14 protein-coding genes and 3 tRNA genes are annotated in these 14,974 nt (G+C 42.2%); 10 read left to right on the forward strand and 7 right to left on the reverse strand.

Translation table 11 applies throughout. The features are described from left to right. Positions 1-114: 114 nt before the first annotated feature. Positions 115-1,134, reverse strand: coding sequence for an EF-P beta-lysylation protein EpmB (gene epmB / locus AC30SF_RS08365; protein WP_489608151.1), 1,020 nt, complete (start codon positions 1,132-1,134; stop codon positions 115-117). A gap of 30 nt (positions 1,135-1,164) precedes the next feature. Here epmB and efp point away from each other — a divergent pair, with 30 nt between their 5' ends. Beyond that, a complete protein-coding gene (efp, locus tag AC30SF_RS08370) occupies positions 1,165-1,731 on the forward strand; it encodes an elongation factor P (protein WP_005544066.1) in 567 nt (188 codons plus the stop codon). A gap of 194 nt (positions 1,732-1,925) precedes the next feature. Here efp and AC30SF_RS08375 read toward each other — a convergent pair whose 3' ends face one another. Then, positions 1,926-2,738: a 5'-nucleotidase, lipoprotein e(P4) family gene (locus AC30SF_RS08375; RefSeq protein ID WP_290521149.1), complete on the reverse strand. Its 813-nt coding sequence runs from the start codon at positions 2,736-2,738 to the stop codon at positions 1,926-1,928. A gap of 111 nt (positions 2,739-2,849) precedes the next feature. On the opposite strand from AC30SF_RS08375, the gene AC30SF_RS08380 reads away from it, so the two are divergent. From AC30SF_RS08380 to AC30SF_RS08400, 5 genes are all read left to right on the forward strand, one after another. Continuing rightward, on the forward strand, positions 2,850-4,712 hold the full coding sequence (locus tag AC30SF_RS08380) for a monovalent cation:proton antiporter-2 (CPA2) family protein (RefSeq protein ID WP_489608152.1): 1,863 nt from the start codon (positions 2,850-2,852) through the stop codon (positions 4,710-4,712). A 172-nt stretch (positions 4,713-4,884) separates the two neighbouring features. Then, positions 4,885-4,960 (forward strand) — tRNA-Lys (locus AC30SF_RS08385). Between the two features lie 31 nt (positions 4,961-4,991). Continuing rightward, positions 4,992-5,068: transfer RNA gene (locus tag AC30SF_RS08390), tRNA-Lys, on the forward strand. 199 nt (positions 5,069-5,267) lie between these two features. Further along, positions 5,268-5,798 carry a DUF1190 domain-containing protein gene (locus tag AC30SF_RS08395; protein ID WP_295976785.1) on the forward strand — a complete coding sequence of 177 codons (531 nt, stop codon included), beginning with the start codon at positions 5,268-5,270 and terminating at the stop codon, positions 5,796-5,798. 2 nt (positions 5,799-5,800) lie between these two features. Next, a complete protein-coding gene (locus AC30SF_RS08400) occupies positions 5,801-6,982 on the forward strand; it encodes a glutathionylspermidine synthase family protein (RefSeq protein ID WP_489608153.1) in 1,182 nt (393 codons plus the stop codon). Between the two features lie 172 nt (positions 6,983-7,154). Here AC30SF_RS08400 and AC30SF_RS08405 read toward each other — a convergent pair. After that, a tRNA-Ser gene (locus AC30SF_RS08405) sits at positions 7,155-7,244 on the reverse strand. Positions 7,245-7,400: 156 nt separating this feature from the next. Here AC30SF_RS08405 and dauA point away from each other — a divergent pair. Together dauA and AC30SF_RS08415 are read left to right on the forward strand one after the other, a co-directional pair. Continuing rightward, entirely contained in the window at positions 7,401-9,146 is a 1,746-nt protein-coding gene (dauA, locus tag AC30SF_RS08410; RefSeq protein WP_489608154.1) for a C4-dicarboxylic acid transporter DauA, read from the forward strand. Positions 9,147-9,178: 32 nt separating this feature from the next. Further along, on the forward strand, positions 9,179-9,814 hold the full coding sequence (locus AC30SF_RS08415; protein WP_489608155.1) for a bifunctional 4-hydroxy-2-oxoglutarate aldolase/2-dehydro-3-deoxy-phosphogluconate aldolase: 636 nt from the start codon (positions 9,179-9,181) through the stop codon (positions 9,812-9,814). Positions 9,815-9,943: 129 nt separating this feature from the next. Here the strand turns inward: AC30SF_RS08415 and AC30SF_RS08420 are convergent, their stop codons facing one another. The 3 genes from AC30SF_RS08420 to folB are packed head-to-tail and all read right to left on the reverse strand — an operon-like array spanning position 9,944 to position 11,910. Then, a complete protein-coding gene (locus AC30SF_RS08420; RefSeq protein WP_198009763.1) occupies positions 9,944-10,090 on the reverse strand; it encodes a hypothetical protein in 147 nt (48 codons plus the stop codon). Then, positions 10,059-11,531 carry a membrane-bound lytic murein transglycosylase MltF gene (mltF, locus tag AC30SF_RS08425; protein ID WP_489608321.1) on the reverse strand — a complete coding sequence of 491 codons (1,473 nt, stop codon included), beginning with the start codon at positions 11,529-11,531 and terminating at the stop codon, positions 10,059-10,061. Before mltF ends, AC30SF_RS08420 begins: the two co-directional genes overlap by 32 nt. A gap of 25 nt (positions 11,532-11,556) precedes the next feature. Beyond that, positions 11,557-11,910 carry a dihydroneopterin aldolase gene (gene folB / locus AC30SF_RS08430; RefSeq protein ID WP_021615802.1) on the reverse strand — a complete coding sequence of 118 codons (354 nt, stop codon included), beginning with the start codon at positions 11,908-11,910 and terminating at the stop codon, positions 11,557-11,559. Positions 11,911-12,009: 99 nt separating this feature from the next. Between folB and plsY the strand changes: the two genes are divergently transcribed. Both plsY and AC30SF_RS08440 read left to right on the forward strand, forming a co-directional pair. After that, positions 12,010-12,606 (forward strand): glycerol-3-phosphate 1-O-acyltransferase PlsY, encoded by a 597-nt coding sequence (gene plsY, locus AC30SF_RS08435; RefSeq protein WP_209364268.1) that lies wholly within the window; start codon positions 12,010-12,012, stop codon positions 12,604-12,606. 66 nt (positions 12,607-12,672) lie between these two features. Then, complete coding sequence (locus AC30SF_RS08440) at positions 12,673-13,590, forward strand: DMT family transporter (protein ID WP_489608156.1); 918 nt, start codon at positions 12,673-12,675, stop codon at positions 13,588-13,590. 147 nt (positions 13,591-13,737) lie between these two features. Here the strand turns inward: AC30SF_RS08440 and tuf are convergent, their stop codons facing one another. Beyond that, complete coding sequence (tuf, locus tag AC30SF_RS08445; protein WP_109092123.1) at positions 13,738-14,922, reverse strand: elongation factor Tu; 1,185 nt, start codon at positions 14,920-14,922, stop codon at positions 13,738-13,740. Between the last annotated feature and the right edge of the window lie 52 nt (positions 14,923-14,974).

A 14,974-nucleotide genomic window follows, 5' to 3' on the forward strand; every position in this document is an offset into this window, starting at 1 on the left:
GAGCGTGTTTTTCATCTTATGAAAAACCACCTAACCGAATCTGTTACGTCATAATTTATCCATAAAAAATCTTGCCTATTTTAAAGCATCTTTTACTTTTTTGATACCGTCTTCTCAAGACGAATATAAAGTTTTATTCGGTTCGCCGCCGATTTCACGGGCAAGTTTCGGCACCAAATAGCCGGAGCTGATGCGTTGTAGCTCTTTATAAATTTTCAAAGCTTGTGTGTCATCAAGATAAAAATGCGTTGCGCCTTCGACTTTATCTAACAAATGCAAATAATAAGGCAAAATGCCCACTGAAAATAAGCGGTCACTCAATACTTTCAGAATTAGTGCGTCATCATTCACATTTTTGAGTAACACCGATTGGTTTAATAAAACGACGCCGCAATCCTTTAATTTCGTCATGGCATGGGCAAAATCCTCATCAATTTCATTGGCATGATTGACGTGAGTGACCAAAATTTTTTGCAACCGAGTTTGCGCTAAAAGGCGACAAAATTCATCAGTTATCCGTTGCGGAATGACGACCGGTAAACGGGAATGAATACGCAGACGCTTTAAGTGCGGTATGTTTTCTAAGTGTTTTATCAGCCATTCGAGCTCATGATCTTTTGCCATCAGCGGATCGCCACCGGAAAAAATCACTTCCTCAATTTCAGGGCGTTCCGCAATATATTGCAACGCTTTTTGCCAATTTTGCTTGGTGCCTTTGTTGTCTTCATAAGGAAAATGACGGCGAAAACAATAGCGACAATTTACCGCGCAACCGCCTTTTACCATAAATAACAAGCGATTATGGTATTTGTGCAAAATGTTGGGGACGACGTTTTTATCTTCTTGTTCTTCCAATGGATCTTTGCTGAATCCTTCGGCTTGTAAAAATTCATCCGCAGAAGACATGACTTGTAAAAACAGAGGATCCTTTGGATTGCCCTTTTCCATCTTTTCTACAAAAGGCAGCGGCACGCGCATGGCAAATAATTTGCGCGCTTCTATGTCTTGTTTGAAGGGTTCGAGAGGGAGCTCGAGGTGTTGTAATAACATTTGCGGATCGGAAATCCCGTTTGCCAAATGCGTTAACCAACTTTGTTCTTCTCTAATCGGGATGTTTTGATGTAGAATAGCCACTTTAAAAAAACAATCTTTTTTGAGGATAATATGGCTACATATACTACCAGTGATTTCAAACCAGGTCTAAAATTTATGCAAGACGGCGAGCCTTGCGTGATCGTTGAAAATGAGTTCGTTAAACCCGGCAAAGGTCAAGCGTTCACCCGCACCCGTATTCGTAAATTAATTTCCGGCAAAGTATTGGATGTGAACTTCAAATCCGGTACTTCTGTTGAAGCTGCTGATGTAATGGATTTAAACTTAACTTATTCTTATAAAGACGATGCGTTCTGGTATTTCATGCACCCGGAAACATTTGAACAATATTCTGCAGATGCAAAAGCGGTAGGCGATGCAGAAAAATGGTTGTTAGACCAAGCAGATTGTATCGTGACATTATGGAATGGTGCACCAATTACGGTAACACCACCAAACTTCGTTGAATTAGAAATCGTTGACACCGATCCAGGTCTTAAAGGTGATACCGCAGGTACTGGTGGTAAACCGGCAACATTAAGCACCGGTGCTGTGGTGAAAGTACCATTATTCGTACAAATCGGTGAAGTGATTCGCGTTGATACCCGTTCCGGCGAATACGTTTCTCGCGTAAAATAATTCGCAATTAATCTGACGTAATTGCACAATATTACAACAATGCAAAACGGAGAAAATGCCATTCGCCTTTTCTCCGTTTCCATTTTATGCGGTGTTCTCCGTAACATTCTCCCCTAAAAAATACGATAAAAAACACCGCACTTGAGATTCACATCAAGTGCGGTGATTTTTTTCAACGTTTTTCCACAAAGAAATTATTTACCGCTCCATGCTTTAATTGCGTCTAAACGGGTTTTCACTTTGCTTTGGGAATCGCCTTTGAAATAATCTTTGGCTAAACCACCTTCCCAACCACCGTAGTTCGGGTTAGGAAGCACAATGTAGCTTTTACCAAATTTCGCTTGGTTTTTCGCCACAAAATCACGACGTTCTGCATTTAACTTGCCATGTGTTTCATCACCGAAGTCATCTAAGTTATCACCGACATACAGTACAATTTCATAACCTTGGCTTTCAATTTCAGCAAAACGGGCAGATTTAGCAGACTTATCTTTTTTGAGGTAAAGAGAAGATTCATCAACACCGGTAAAACCTAAACGTTTCATGTCATCAATGGTGCCGGCTTTTTCATTTTTGTCTTTACGATTGGACACATAGAACATTTTACCTTTGTGTGCATTCACGTAATTGTTAAATTCCACCGCACCTGCAATAGCGCCAGATTCTCTGGCATCAACCCAGCGTGTCCAATCTTTGCCATCAAACGGTTTGTTGTTTTTAACTTGCCAACCGGCGTATGCGCTGTTATCAATCATGGTTTCGTCTAAATCCACGACAACGGCTTTTTTCTTGCCTTTTTTCACTTTTGCCTGATCAAAGGCAACTTTAGCGGTGTTAAATGCTTGATAAGCCAACGCATTATATTCACCGGATTCTTGCATCCAGTTAATTCCCAATACAGCTTGTTGCTGTAATTGCGCGTCTCCTTTTGACGTATTTTGTGCACAACCCACTAATACAAAGGCTGACATTGCAGCAACTACAGTCAGTTTTAGTGTATTTTTCATTATTTTTTCCTCTTGATTTATGTGATAAATGCCTAAAAATTATAGCAAGCATCATGTATAATTAATAGCACTCTCTTACCCATTCTCTTTCTTTTTTCATAAGGTTTTACAATGACTGAATTATCCAATCCTGAGCTCGTCAAAACGGTCGTTTTATTAGCCACCAGTGTCACAATCGTACCGCTTTTTAAACGTATTGGATTGGGAAGCGTACTCGGTTATTTAGTCGCCGGCTGTTTAATCGGACCATCCGGTTTTGGGCTGTTTCAAGATCCTTCCAATATTGTTCACATGGCCGAGCTAGGCGTGGTAATGTTCCTATTTATCATCGGTTTAGAAATGCACCCTGAACGCTTGTGGGCAATGCGTAAAGCGATTTTTGGACGAGGGTTGCTGCAAGTCGCTGTTTCCGGTGTATTGTTAACATTAATCGGAATTAACCTGTTAAACCTGAGTTTTCCTGTTGCCTTTATTGCGGCAATGGGTTTTACACTTTCTTCCACCGCAATCGTCATGCAAGTTTTAGAAGAACGGGGGATTAGTTCCACGCCAAAAGGTCAACGCGTGGTTTCTACGTTATTATTTGAAGATCTTTCCATCGTTCCTCTCTTGGCATTTGTCGCCTTTCTTTCACCAGAAAGCAATAATTCCGCCCATTCTACCAACTGGGCAGGCATTGGCGTCGCGTTGGCTGCCGTATTGGGTTTAGTCGCTGCCGGTAAATGGCTGATGAATCCGATTTTCCGAATGATTTCTAAAGCGCATATTCGAGAAATGATGACTGCCGCAGCATTATTAGTGGTGCTTGGTGCGGCATTAGCCATGGAAATTAGCGGATTATCCATGGCGATGGGCGCATTTGTCGCCGGTGTGATGTTATCGGAATCCGCTTTCCGACATCAATTAGAAGCGGACATTGAACCATTCCGTGGATTATTACTGGGCTTATTTTTCATGGGCGTCGGGATGTCATTAGATTTCGCTTTAGTTTGGCATAATGCATTATGGTTGCTTGGCATTGTTTTTCTTTATATTTTAGGTAAGGCAATCAGTGTGTATGGTGTGGCTCGCCTCACGTTATTAAATCATAACGAAGCCATTGGCCGCATGGCAATCATGGCGCATGGTGGGGAATTTGCCTTCGTTTTATTTTCCGCAGCCACCACTGCCGGCGTGTTATCTGCCGACTTAAATGCCACCTTTACGGCAGCCGTGATCATTTCTATGCTGTTCTCACCGCTAATTGTGTTATTGCTCCGCCGATTATCAAAACCGAATACGCCGGTGAATACCAATAACGATCAGGTAGATAGCATCGATTTAATTGAAAGTGTCGAAAATAACGTTGTGGTGTTGGGATTCGGGCGTTTTAGTCAAATTGTGTGTCAAACATTATTGGCAAGAGGCATCCAAGTTACCGTGATTGACGCGAATATTGATCGTATTCGCTCTGCCGCAAAATTTGGTTTTAAAGTGTACTATGGTGATGGTTCCCGCTTAGATGTTTTGCGTGCCTGTGGCCTAGAAAAAGCCTCTTGTTTAATCTTGGGGATTAGTGATACCCATAGTATCGAATTGATTGTCGAGCAGATTAAGCAAGAATATCCGTTATTGCCGGTGCTGGCGAGAACTTACGATCGGCAAAGTGCGGTCAATTTAATGAAACTTAATATTGATTTTCAAATTCGTGAGACTTTTGAATCTGCCTTACTTTTAGGACGTGAAGCGCTAATACGTTTAGGGGTTGCGCAAGTTGAAGCAGATGAAGTGGTGACAGCCATTCGTCAATTAGACCAAGAGCGTTTAAATGAGGAAGTATTACATGGCTTCTCAGCGGAATTGGTTAAAAAATATTGGACGCCAAAACCGTTTGTTCGTCCGACACAACACGCGGAAGCGTTAAATGAAGGGGCAGCCGATATTCTTTCTCAAAAGGAAGAAACCGGTTCAGAAGAACTCAACGGCGGAAAATAAAAATGAGAAATGAGAAATGAGGGTTGGAAGAAATGAAATCGCAATACCCTCATATCGCAGCACTTTTTAGCCAAAAGCCATATAAAGTGCGAGAAAATCGAATAAAAATAAATTTTTTATTGATTTTTAAAATAAAATCAGTATCATAGGTCTCCGTTCTAACACACGAGATGGGTCGTTAGCTCAGTCGGTAGAGCAGCGGACTTTTAATCCGTTGGTCGAAGGTTCGAATCCTTCACGACCCACCACTTCGCCATTAGAAAAGCTGTATATCCTAACGGGTCGTTAGCTTAGTCCGGTAGAGCAGTGGACTCTTAATCCATTGGTCATAGGTTCGAATCCTATACGACCCACCACCTTTCTCTACTTTATTCTCCTATACCTATCAAATATAACGAACTCCTAGCTCACAAGCGGACTTTTTAATTTTCCTCTCTTCTTATCGTTGACGACAACACTGTGTTATCATTTTGCTTTCTGAAGTAACGGGTTTTGATAAAATGAGCATTCCCTGTTATAGAGAATAAAAGACAACTTAACGGTATAACGTTTATGATGAAAAAGAAAAATCAAATTTTAGTGACATTATCTGTGGTAGCGCTGTTGGGCGGCTGCTCGGAAGATGAAGTACAACGCGATGTGTACAACAGTCTGGACGATTGCATTGCGGACTGGATTAGACCGGAATTATGCGAACAGGATAAATCTCAAAGCGCAAACACGAACCCTGTGGCAAATAACAATGGCAGTGTGGCGAGTAGCGAAAATAATACGGTTGCCGGCGACAATAATGCTACGTCAACCACCACCGCCAGCGGCGATGAAGGCCCTTCTATCGGCAGTGCCATTGCCGGTGCGGCGGCAGGTTATATGATCGCCAAAGCCATGAGTGGTTTTCTAGGCCCGAGTTATAATCCCAATAATCGCGCCGTTTCGACACCAACCGGGCAAATTATTCGACCGCAAGGCAATCATTCTGTGGGGAAACCGGTGTTAGTTAAGGGCGGTACCGGTAGCGCGAATAGCAAACCTGTTTCACGCGGTGGGTTTAGTAGCAGTAACACCAGTAAAAGTGGCGGTGGTTAATCATGAAACGTATCTCCGGTATTCCAACCCGCCCCGATATGGTGCAACAGCTGCTTGAGGTGGGCTTTGATTATTACAATCTGTCTTCTACCGATGGCTCGCATTATTGGTCGGACAATGTTGCCTACGAATTTACGTTGGCAGAAATCGACAAAATTGAAGATGCCACTAACGAATTGCATGCCATGTGCATGGATTTTGTCGCCGATGAAGTAAAACAAGGCGATTATGAGCACTATCGTTTCACCGATTTACAAAAAAATCTGATCGAACAATCTTGGCGTGAAAACGCACCGCACTTATATGGCCGTTTTGATTTCGGCTATGACGGCGACAATCTCAAAATGTTTGAATATAACGCCGATACGCCGACCTCTTTGCTGGAAGCTGCAGTGGTGCAATGGCAGTGGCTGGAGCAAGCGGAAGGTTTACCAAATCGTGACCAATTCAACTGGATTCATGAAGAATTGATTACCCGTTTTTCTGTGTTGCAACAGCAAAGCGGTAAAACCGGTTTCCATTTTGCCGCGATGGCGGATGCCGGACGGGAAGATTGGGGCAATTTGGATTATCTTGCGGATGTAGCCTATAACGCCGGTTGGCATATTCACCGCTTGACCATTGAAGACATCGGCTACGATAACGACACGCAACAATTTGTCGATCTCAATAACCAACCCATTGAAACGCTATTCAAATTGTATCCGTTAGAATGGATGACGACGACGGAATACGCACCGCACATGTTAAACAGTGCAACGCAATTTTTTGAACCGGCATGGAAATTGTTACTGAGCAATAAAGCCCTGCTCGCTAAACTGTGGCAAAAACACCCGAACCATCCGTATTTATTGCCGACTTATTTTAATCGACATGACATAACGGATCGTAAATCTATTTGGGTGAAAAAACCGTTATTAGGCCGCGAAGGTGCCAACGTGTTTTATTATGAAAAAAATAACGGCTTGGAATTTGCCGCCAAAGGCAGTGAACATTCAAATTTCTACGCCAATGCAGGCTATATTTATCAGCAGAAATTTGAGTTACCGAATTTTGATGGGATGTATCCGGTCATCGGTTCTTGGGTGGTGGGCGATGTGGCATGTGGCATGGGCTTGCGTGAAGACTTCACCGCCGTTACCGGCAATGACAGCCATTTTATCCCCCATTATTTCATAGAATAAATTAACCCTTTATCTACTCCCTCAAAAGCCCCAAAGCACGAGGGAGTTATATGGGGAGTTAAAAACGACAACAAAGACAAACATTCACGAACAAAAACGACAAATAGAAAAATGATAATATGCTGTTTTTGCTATGATTTTTGACAAGAAAGACGTTATTTGACAAGTGAAGTGGCGGTGAGAGGGGGATTCGAACCCCCGATGCAGTTTCCCACATACACGCTTTCCAGGCGTGCTCCTTCAACCACTCGGACATCTCACCGTGATTAGGACGTGCGAACTATAAGGATTTCATTGAGTTTCGTCAAGTATTTTTGTAATTTTGTCGTTCATAAGATAAAAATTTCACCAATAATCGGGTAAAATAAGCGTCCATTCAGGATTATCCCACTCAATTTTTTATCCGCTATTATTCATTATGTTAAAAAAATGGTTTCTTACTAAAAATGCCTTTCTGTCAGTTAAACCTTTCAGCGCATTAAAAGACAGTTTCAGAAACGGCTATACTTCCCGTCATTTGACCAAAGATATTATTGCCGGGTTAACCGTTGGCATTATCGCCATTCCGCTTTCCATGGCACTTGCCATTGCCAGTGGCGTACCACCGCAGCACGGGTTATACACCGCCATTGTTGCGGGGATTATCATCGCATTAACGGGAGGTTCACGCTTTAATATTTCCGGCCCAACGGCCGCTTTTGTGGTGATTTTATTCCCTGTTACTCAGCAATTCGGTTTAAGCGGTCTGCTGATGGCTACATTGCTTTCCGGTGTCATTTTGGTATTGATGGCGTTGTTCCGCCTAGGGCGGCTTATCGAATACATTCCGCTGCCTGTCACGCTCGGCTTTACATCAGGCATCGGCATCGTGATTGCCACCCTACAAATTAAAGATTTCCTTGGTTTGAGCATTGAACAAATGCCGTCTCATTATCTTGAGAAAGTGCAAGTTATTTTGACCGCACTTCCAAGTATAAACTGGGCAGATACCGGCGTAGGGATAATTACGCTTATTGTTTTAACCCAATGGCATAAACTACGCTTGTCTATTCCCGGTCATTTGCCGGCGGTGATTCTCGCGACATTGCTCTCGTTATTGCTGACACACTTCGGTTATTCTGTCGCAACCATCGGTACTCAATTCCAATACACACTTTCCGATGGCACGACCGGCTACGGTATTCCGAATGTTTTACCTGAATTTTCCTTGCCATGGAATATTCCTGATCCACAAGGTAACTTAATTAACTGGAATTTTGACACCATTCAACGCCTATTGCCGGCGGCTTTTTCCATGGCGGTCTTGGGCGCAATCGAATCATTATTGTGTGCCGTCATTTTAGACAACATGACCGACACCAAACACCATTCCAATAACGAACTATTAGCGCAAGGTCTTGGCAACATCGCCTCTCCATTTTTTGGCGGAATCACAGCCACCGCAGCCATTGCTCGTTCTGCGGCAAACGTTAAATCCGGCGGCGTATCACCAATTTCAAGTGTTGTGCACGCTTTATTAGTGTTGTTTGCCTTATTGTTTTTTGCGCCTGCACTGTCTTATTTACCGCTATCTTCGATGGCCGCGCTCTTGTTGGTTGTAGCTTGGAACATGGCGGATTTACCAAAAATTATTCAGCTTATCCGTCGTTCCGGACGTAACGAAATTGCCGTATTACTGGTTTGCTTAATCCTCACGGTCTTATTCGACATGGTCATTGCCATTTCTGTGGGCGTGTTATTGGCCAGTCTGCTGTTTATCCGCACTATCGCCGAGATGACCAAATCCATTAGTATTGCTGTGCCGGAAGATTTAGATGATGTATTAATTTATCGTATTAGCGGACCGCTCTTTTTTGCTGCGGCGGATAACCTCTTCGCCGACTTGCATGACAAAACCGTTCACACCGATCACGAAATCAAACACATTGTTTTACAATGCGATGCGGTGACCGTACTGGATGCTGGGGGAATTCATGCACTCACCCGTTTCGTGCAACATATGTTGCCTCATCAACAGCTTTATATGTGTAATATGCAGTTCCAGCCACTACGCACGATTGTTAAATCCGGTTCATTGCCTGAAATCAAAAAAATTACGTTCACTGCTGATTTAACCGAAGCATTGAATAAAATTCGGGAATTTGAGGGAATTGAGGTGAAATAATTTGTGATATTTACGGGCAAAAAGGAGAAATTATGCTAAATCTCGCGACAATCACCACTCAACTTCAGCAACTTAAAGTCGTTCCGGTTATCGCATTGGATCATGCTGAAGCTATTTTTCCGTTGGCAGATATTCTGGCGCAAAATGGCTTGCCGGTAGCAGAAATTACGTTTCGTTCTCCAGCAGCCGAAGAGGCAATTAGCTTATTGCGCCAACAACGACCGGATTTTCTGATTGCCGCGGGGACGGTTTTAACCGCCGAACAGGTTTTTCAAGCGAAAAATGCCGGTGTAGATGTTGTCGTGACACCGGGATTTAATCCTCAAATTGTGCAATTATGCCGAGCGTTAAACTTGCCGATAATACCGGGTGTGAATAATCCAATGGCGATTGAAGCGGCATTAGCGTTGGGCATTGACACGGTAAAATTTTTTCCAGCAGAAGCTTCTGGCGGTGTGAAAATGATTCACGCGTTGCTAGGCCCTTATGCACAATTAAAAATGATGCCAACAGGGGGAATTGGATTGCAAAATATTCAAGATTATTTGGACATTCCAAATGTGGTGGCCTGCGGTGGATCTTGGTTTGTTGAAAAAAAACTAATTAATGCGAAAAATTGGTCGAAAATTAATCGATTAACCCAAGAAGTCGTTACGCTGATAAAATAATAAAGTGCGGTTAAAAAACATTGTAAATTTTCACCGCACTTAGAAAAAGTTAATGACATTCGCCCATCAGTATCAAACATCCTCCGTCTCCTCACATCGAATCTCTATGCAAGAACAGAGGGAAGTGAACTACATTTCTTGTACCACAAATTGCAAGGCATGACGGGCAAATAATTTGGCTTTGCGCTGCTTTAAATGTTTTAAGCGTAAAGCACGTGCTTGTTGTTGGTGGAAAAATTTCTTTTTACTCGGTTTTAAGTGTTTTCTCTTGTTCATGATCATTTTCCTCTGCAGGTGAACCTGTGCTTGAATTGTTATTTACGTCTTCGTTTTTATCACTTTGATTTTGTTGCACACGGTAATAATTCATAATGCTATTCATATAGCGACGAATATTTTCGACATATTGAACGGCTTCATAACCTCGAGCATAGCCATATTTTAGGTTGGTATAGTAACGCTTTTCCGCCAATAGCGGTAAGTTCTTTTTCACATCCAGCCAATTGTCTGCATTCCCTCCTAAACTTTTGGTTAAGCGACGTGCATCCAATAAATGCCCTAGACCCATATTATAAGCCGCTAAGGCAAACCAAATACGATCGTCATTGTTGATACTGTCGGGGATCTGTTCAATCAACCAATGTAAATATTCAGAACCGGCTTTGATGCTTTGTTCAGGATCGGTACGATCAGTGATTTTCATGCGTTCGGCAGTGTCTTTGGTCAGCATCATCATGCCACGTACGCCTGTGGGTGACGTAGCATCAGGGTTCCAGTGGGATTCTTGATAGGCGATAGCGGCCAATAAACGCCAATCTAAATTGCCTTTATGTTTCGTAAAGAGCGGTTCAAATTTCGGAAGAATCGCTTCAATAGAATTCAAATAGGATTTGGTATCCACGTAATCAAACTGGCGAAAATGATTAAAATATTTCTCTTCAATATTGGCAATTAATCCTGAATCAATCGCGGTATTCATGAAATCCAGCAAGGCTGATTGCAATTCGTTAGACGAATTATTGGATAAATACCAATGTACGCTCATTTCATCTGTTAAATCAAATGCCACCGCAATTTGCGGTTTGATTTGTTGGGTCGCGGAAATATCCAAAGAATTAGCAAGGGTGTACGCAATTTTACCTTCTGCCACTTGTAATAATAATTCCTCCTGTGTGAGTTTTTTATCTACCCGCCAACGGAGTTTCGGATGCTTAAGTTGGGCATCTTTTAAAATTTGCACTAATTCGGAACTTTCAGGAATCACCAATGTGTCATTAATTTGCGCCAAAGAACGAGGTCGATTTTCGCCTTTGCGATACGCCAGTTGCCAAGAGGCGGAATAATAAGAAGGGCCTAGCTGGAAATGCTCCGCCTTATCTGTTTGATAGAAAAGATTCGCCGCGGCAATATCAATTTTATGTTCATCTAACGCATCAAACAGCGTGTCAGTACTCTCCATTGACCGCATTTCAAGTTCTACGTTTAAATAGCTAGCAAAGGCTTTGCTTAATTCATATTCTAAGCCGGACTCCCCCTCTCCATTAATAAAATAAGAGATAGGGTGATTTATCGTGCCAACCACTAATTTGCCGCGTTCTTGAATTGCTTGATAAGGGTTTTCTTCCGAGTGCATGATATGTTGCCACGGAAACACCATATCAATCGCCCAAAGTAATAAGCATAAGCCTGCAACAATACGTAAAAATAAACCTTTCAAATGATATTTCTCTTGATCTTGTTTGTTATAAACGCCGTTCAATAATCACGCCAACGTTATTTGCTTGTGCTACCGCTTTCGGCTTGCTTAACTTAAGCCGAAGCCACGTTATTCTAAATCGTTGTTGTAATTGCTCTGCTACCTCATTAGCCACCCGTTCAATCAATAGAAAGGGTTTAGACGCTACATAATCAATAATAAATTCACTGATTTGCGCATAATTAAGCGTTAATTGTACATCATCCGCCGCTGCCGCTTGGCGAGTATCCCACGCCATTTCGACATCAAAAATCAGCTTTTGTTTGATTTGCTGTTCCCAGTCATATACGCCAATTTGTGCAAATACCGTCAAACCTTCAATAAAAATTAAATCTTGCATGGGTTTTCTATACCGTGAGTAACCAAAATTTTTGTGGGCTTATACTACCAACTTTGGGTACAATAGACGAACTCTTTTTACTACGCCATAGAAAATTCCATGAGCCTTTTTGCCTTATTTTATATGCTATTGAGCTACTTACTCGGCTCCATTTCCAGTGCAATTTTATTATGCCGACTTGCCGGCTTACCCGATCCTCGCACATCGGGCTCAAATAATCCGGGTGCAACAAATGTATTACGCATCGGTGGTCGCTGGGTGGCGTTAGCCGTATTACTTTGCGATATGTTAAAAGGAACATTGCCCGTTTGGTTGGGTTATTATCTTGGCTTAACCCAATTTGAATTGGGTATGGTGGCACTCGGTGCTTGCCTTGGTCATATCTTCCCCATTTTCTTCAAGTTTAAAGGTGGCAAAGGCGTTGCCACTGCCTTCGGTGCTATCGCGCCTATTGCTTGGGGCGTTCTCTTTTCCATGTTAGGCACATGGCTGGTAGTTTTCTTGATCAGCGGCTACTCTTCTCTCAGTGCTGTCATCACCGCACTATTCGTGCCGTTTTATGTTTGGTGGTTCAAACCCGAGTTCACTTTCCCTGTGGCATTAGTCTGCTGCCTACTCATCTATCGCCATCATGAAAACATCCAACGCCTTTGGCGCGGACAGGAAGATAAAATGTGGCGTAAATTAAAAAAATAATCTACCTAAAACACGGCAAAAAACGACCGCACTTCAAAATATGGCATAAGCAAAAGGAAGATAATCATGAAACAACAACCTATCGTGGGCTTTCTCTTCGCATTAATCACCGCAATAGCCTGGGGAACTTTGCCTATTGCGTTGAAACAAGTGCTCGCCAACATGAACACGCAGACCATTGTATGGTATCGATTTATCACAGCGAGCGTGATTTTATTTATTATCCTTTGGCATAAAAATAAACTACCGACAACTGCTAAGCTTGGCTATTATGGTTGGTTAGCTGTCATTGGTATTGTTGGTTTAGCTGGCAACTTCTTCTTATTCAATAACGCGTTGAATTATATTGAACCATCCATTGCGCAAATTTTTATCCCTTTATCTTCTTTCGGAATGTTAATCTGTGGTGTGTTTATTTTTAAAGAAAAGCTTGGCGTGCATCAAAAAATTGGCTTGGTCTTATTACTGATTGGATTAGGCTTATTTTTTAATGACCGTTTAGCTATTTTCACTGAACTAAACACCTACTCCACTGGAGTTTTTATCAGTATTAGTGCTGCTTTAGTTTGGGTCGTCTATGGCATGGCACAAAAATTAATGCTTCGTAAATTTAGCTCACAGCAAATTTTATTCATGATTTACTTGGGTTGCGTTTTTGTATTTATGCCCTTTGCTGAATTTTCTCAAGTCGAAAACCTTACACCATTTACATTTGGATGTTTTATTTATTGCTGCCTCAACACGCTCTTCGGTTATGGCGCCTATGCCGAAGCGCTCAACCGGTGGGAAGTATCGAAAGTTAGCGTAGTTATCACTTTGGTGCCGTTATTCACCATTTTATTTTCCCACTTAGCTCACTACATTGATCCCTCAGATTTTATTGCCCCTGAACTCAATACTATTAGCTATATTGGTGCATTAATTGTTGTTTGTGGTGCGGTTTTGTCGGCTATAGGACACAAGTTATTTGCTTATCGAGCATAAATTAATTATTCACTGAAATATAGATTTATCTTAAGCCTCCTCAAATTAAACTAATATTAAACCAACAAAAAAGGCTACGTTTAAAAAACGCAGCCTTTTATTTAACGATAACAATTTAATTCTTGAAAATTAAATTATTCCCTATAATTACTTGATAATTTTAGCTACCACGCCAGCGCCTACTGTACGGCCACCTTCACGGATAGCAAAACGTAAACCTTGGTCCATCGCGATTGGGTGGATTAGGGATACAGTCATTTTAATGTTGTCGCCAGGCATTACCATTTCCACGCCTTCCGGTAATTCGATAGTGCCGGTTACGTCAGTTGTACGGAAATAGAATTGTGGACGGTAACCTTTGAAGAATGGAGTATGACGACCACCTTCTTCTTTGGATAATACGTACACTTCAGATTCGAAATCAGTGTGTGGAGTGATTGAACCCGGTTTCGCTAATACTTGACCACGTTCGATTTCTTCACGTTTTGTACCACGTAATAATGCACCGATGTTTTCACCTGCACGACCTTCGTCAAGTAATTTACGGAACATTTCAACACCGGTTACGGTTGTTTTCGCAGTTGGTTTGATACCTACGATTTCAACTTCATCACCAGTACGGATGATACCACGCTCTACACGACCGGTTACTACTGTACCACGACCAGAAATAGAGAACACGTCTTCAATTGGAAGAAGGAACGGTTGGTCGATTGCACGCTCAGGTTCAGGAATGTAAGTATCCAATGCTTGAGCTAATTCAAGGATTTTTTCTTCCCATTCTGCTACGCCGTTTAACGCTTGTAATGCAGAACCACGAATGATTGGTGTATCATCACCCGGGAAGTCATATTGAGAAAGAAGTTCACGAACTTCCATTTCAACTAATTCTAATAACTCTTCGTCATCTACCATGTCGCATTTGTTTAAGAATACGATGATGTAAGGTACACCTACTTGGCGACCTAATAAGATGTGCTCACGAGTTTGTGGCATAGGACCATCAGTTGCTGCTACAACTAAGATAGCACCATCCATTTGTGCCGCACCGGTAATCATGTTTTTAACGTAGTCGGCGTGTCCCGGACAGTCAACGTGTGCATAGTGACGGGTTGGTGTGTCATATTCAACGTGGGACGTGTTGATGGTGATACCACGCGCTTTTTCTTCCGGCGCGTTATCGATTTGGTCAAATGCACGAGCTGCACCACCATAGTGTTTTGCTAATACGGTGGTGATTGCTGCTGTTAAAGTGGTTTTACCATGGTCAACGTGGCCGATTGTACCCACGTTAACGTGCGGTTTTGTACGTTCAAATTTTTCTTTAGACACGATTAAGTTTCCTCGATATATAAGCCCACAAGCCGAGATGGCTTGTGGCCTT

This window comes from Aggregatibacter valvarum, assembly GCF_980468985.1.

Excerpts from the sequence above, each read along its gene's own strand:
- folB (WP_021615802.1), bottom strand. The coding sequence starts at position 11,910 with ATGCAAGATTTAATTTTTATTGAAGGTTTGACGGTATTTGCACAAATT.
- AC30SF_RS08395 (WP_295976785.1), top strand. The coding sequence starts at position 5,268 with ATGAAAAAGAAAAATCAAATTTTAGTGACATTATCTGTGGTAGCGCTG.
- plsY (WP_209364268.1), top strand. The coding sequence starts at position 12,010 with ATGAGCCTTTTTGCCTTATTTTATATGCTATTGAGCTACTTACTCGGC.
- AC30SF_RS08440 (WP_489608156.1), top strand. The coding sequence starts at position 12,673 with ATGAAACAACAACCTATCGTGGGCTTTCTCTTCGCATTAATCACCGCA.
- AC30SF_RS08375 (WP_290521149.1), bottom strand. The coding sequence starts at position 2,738 with ATGAAAAATACACTAAAACTGACTGTAGTTGCTGCAATGTCAGCCTTT.
- AC30SF_RS08420 (WP_198009763.1), bottom strand. The coding sequence starts at position 10,090 with ATGAACAAGAGAAAACACTTAAAACCGAGTAAAAAGAAATTTTTCCAC.
- efp (WP_005544066.1), top strand. The coding sequence starts at position 1,165 with ATGGCTACATATACTACCAGTGATTTCAAACCAGGTCTAAAATTTATG.
- dauA (WP_489608154.1), top strand. The coding sequence starts at position 7,401 with ATGTTAAAAAAATGGTTTCTTACTAAAAATGCCTTTCTGTCAGTTAAA.
- AC30SF_RS08380 (WP_489608152.1), top strand. The coding sequence starts at position 2,850 with ATGACTGAATTATCCAATCCTGAGCTCGTCAAAACGGTCGTTTTATTA.
- AC30SF_RS08400 (WP_489608153.1), top strand. The coding sequence starts at position 5,801 with ATGAAACGTATCTCCGGTATTCCAACCCGCCCCGATATGGTGCAACAG.
- AC30SF_RS08415 (WP_489608155.1), top strand. The coding sequence starts at position 9,179 with ATGCTAAATCTCGCGACAATCACCACTCAACTTCAGCAACTTAAAGTC.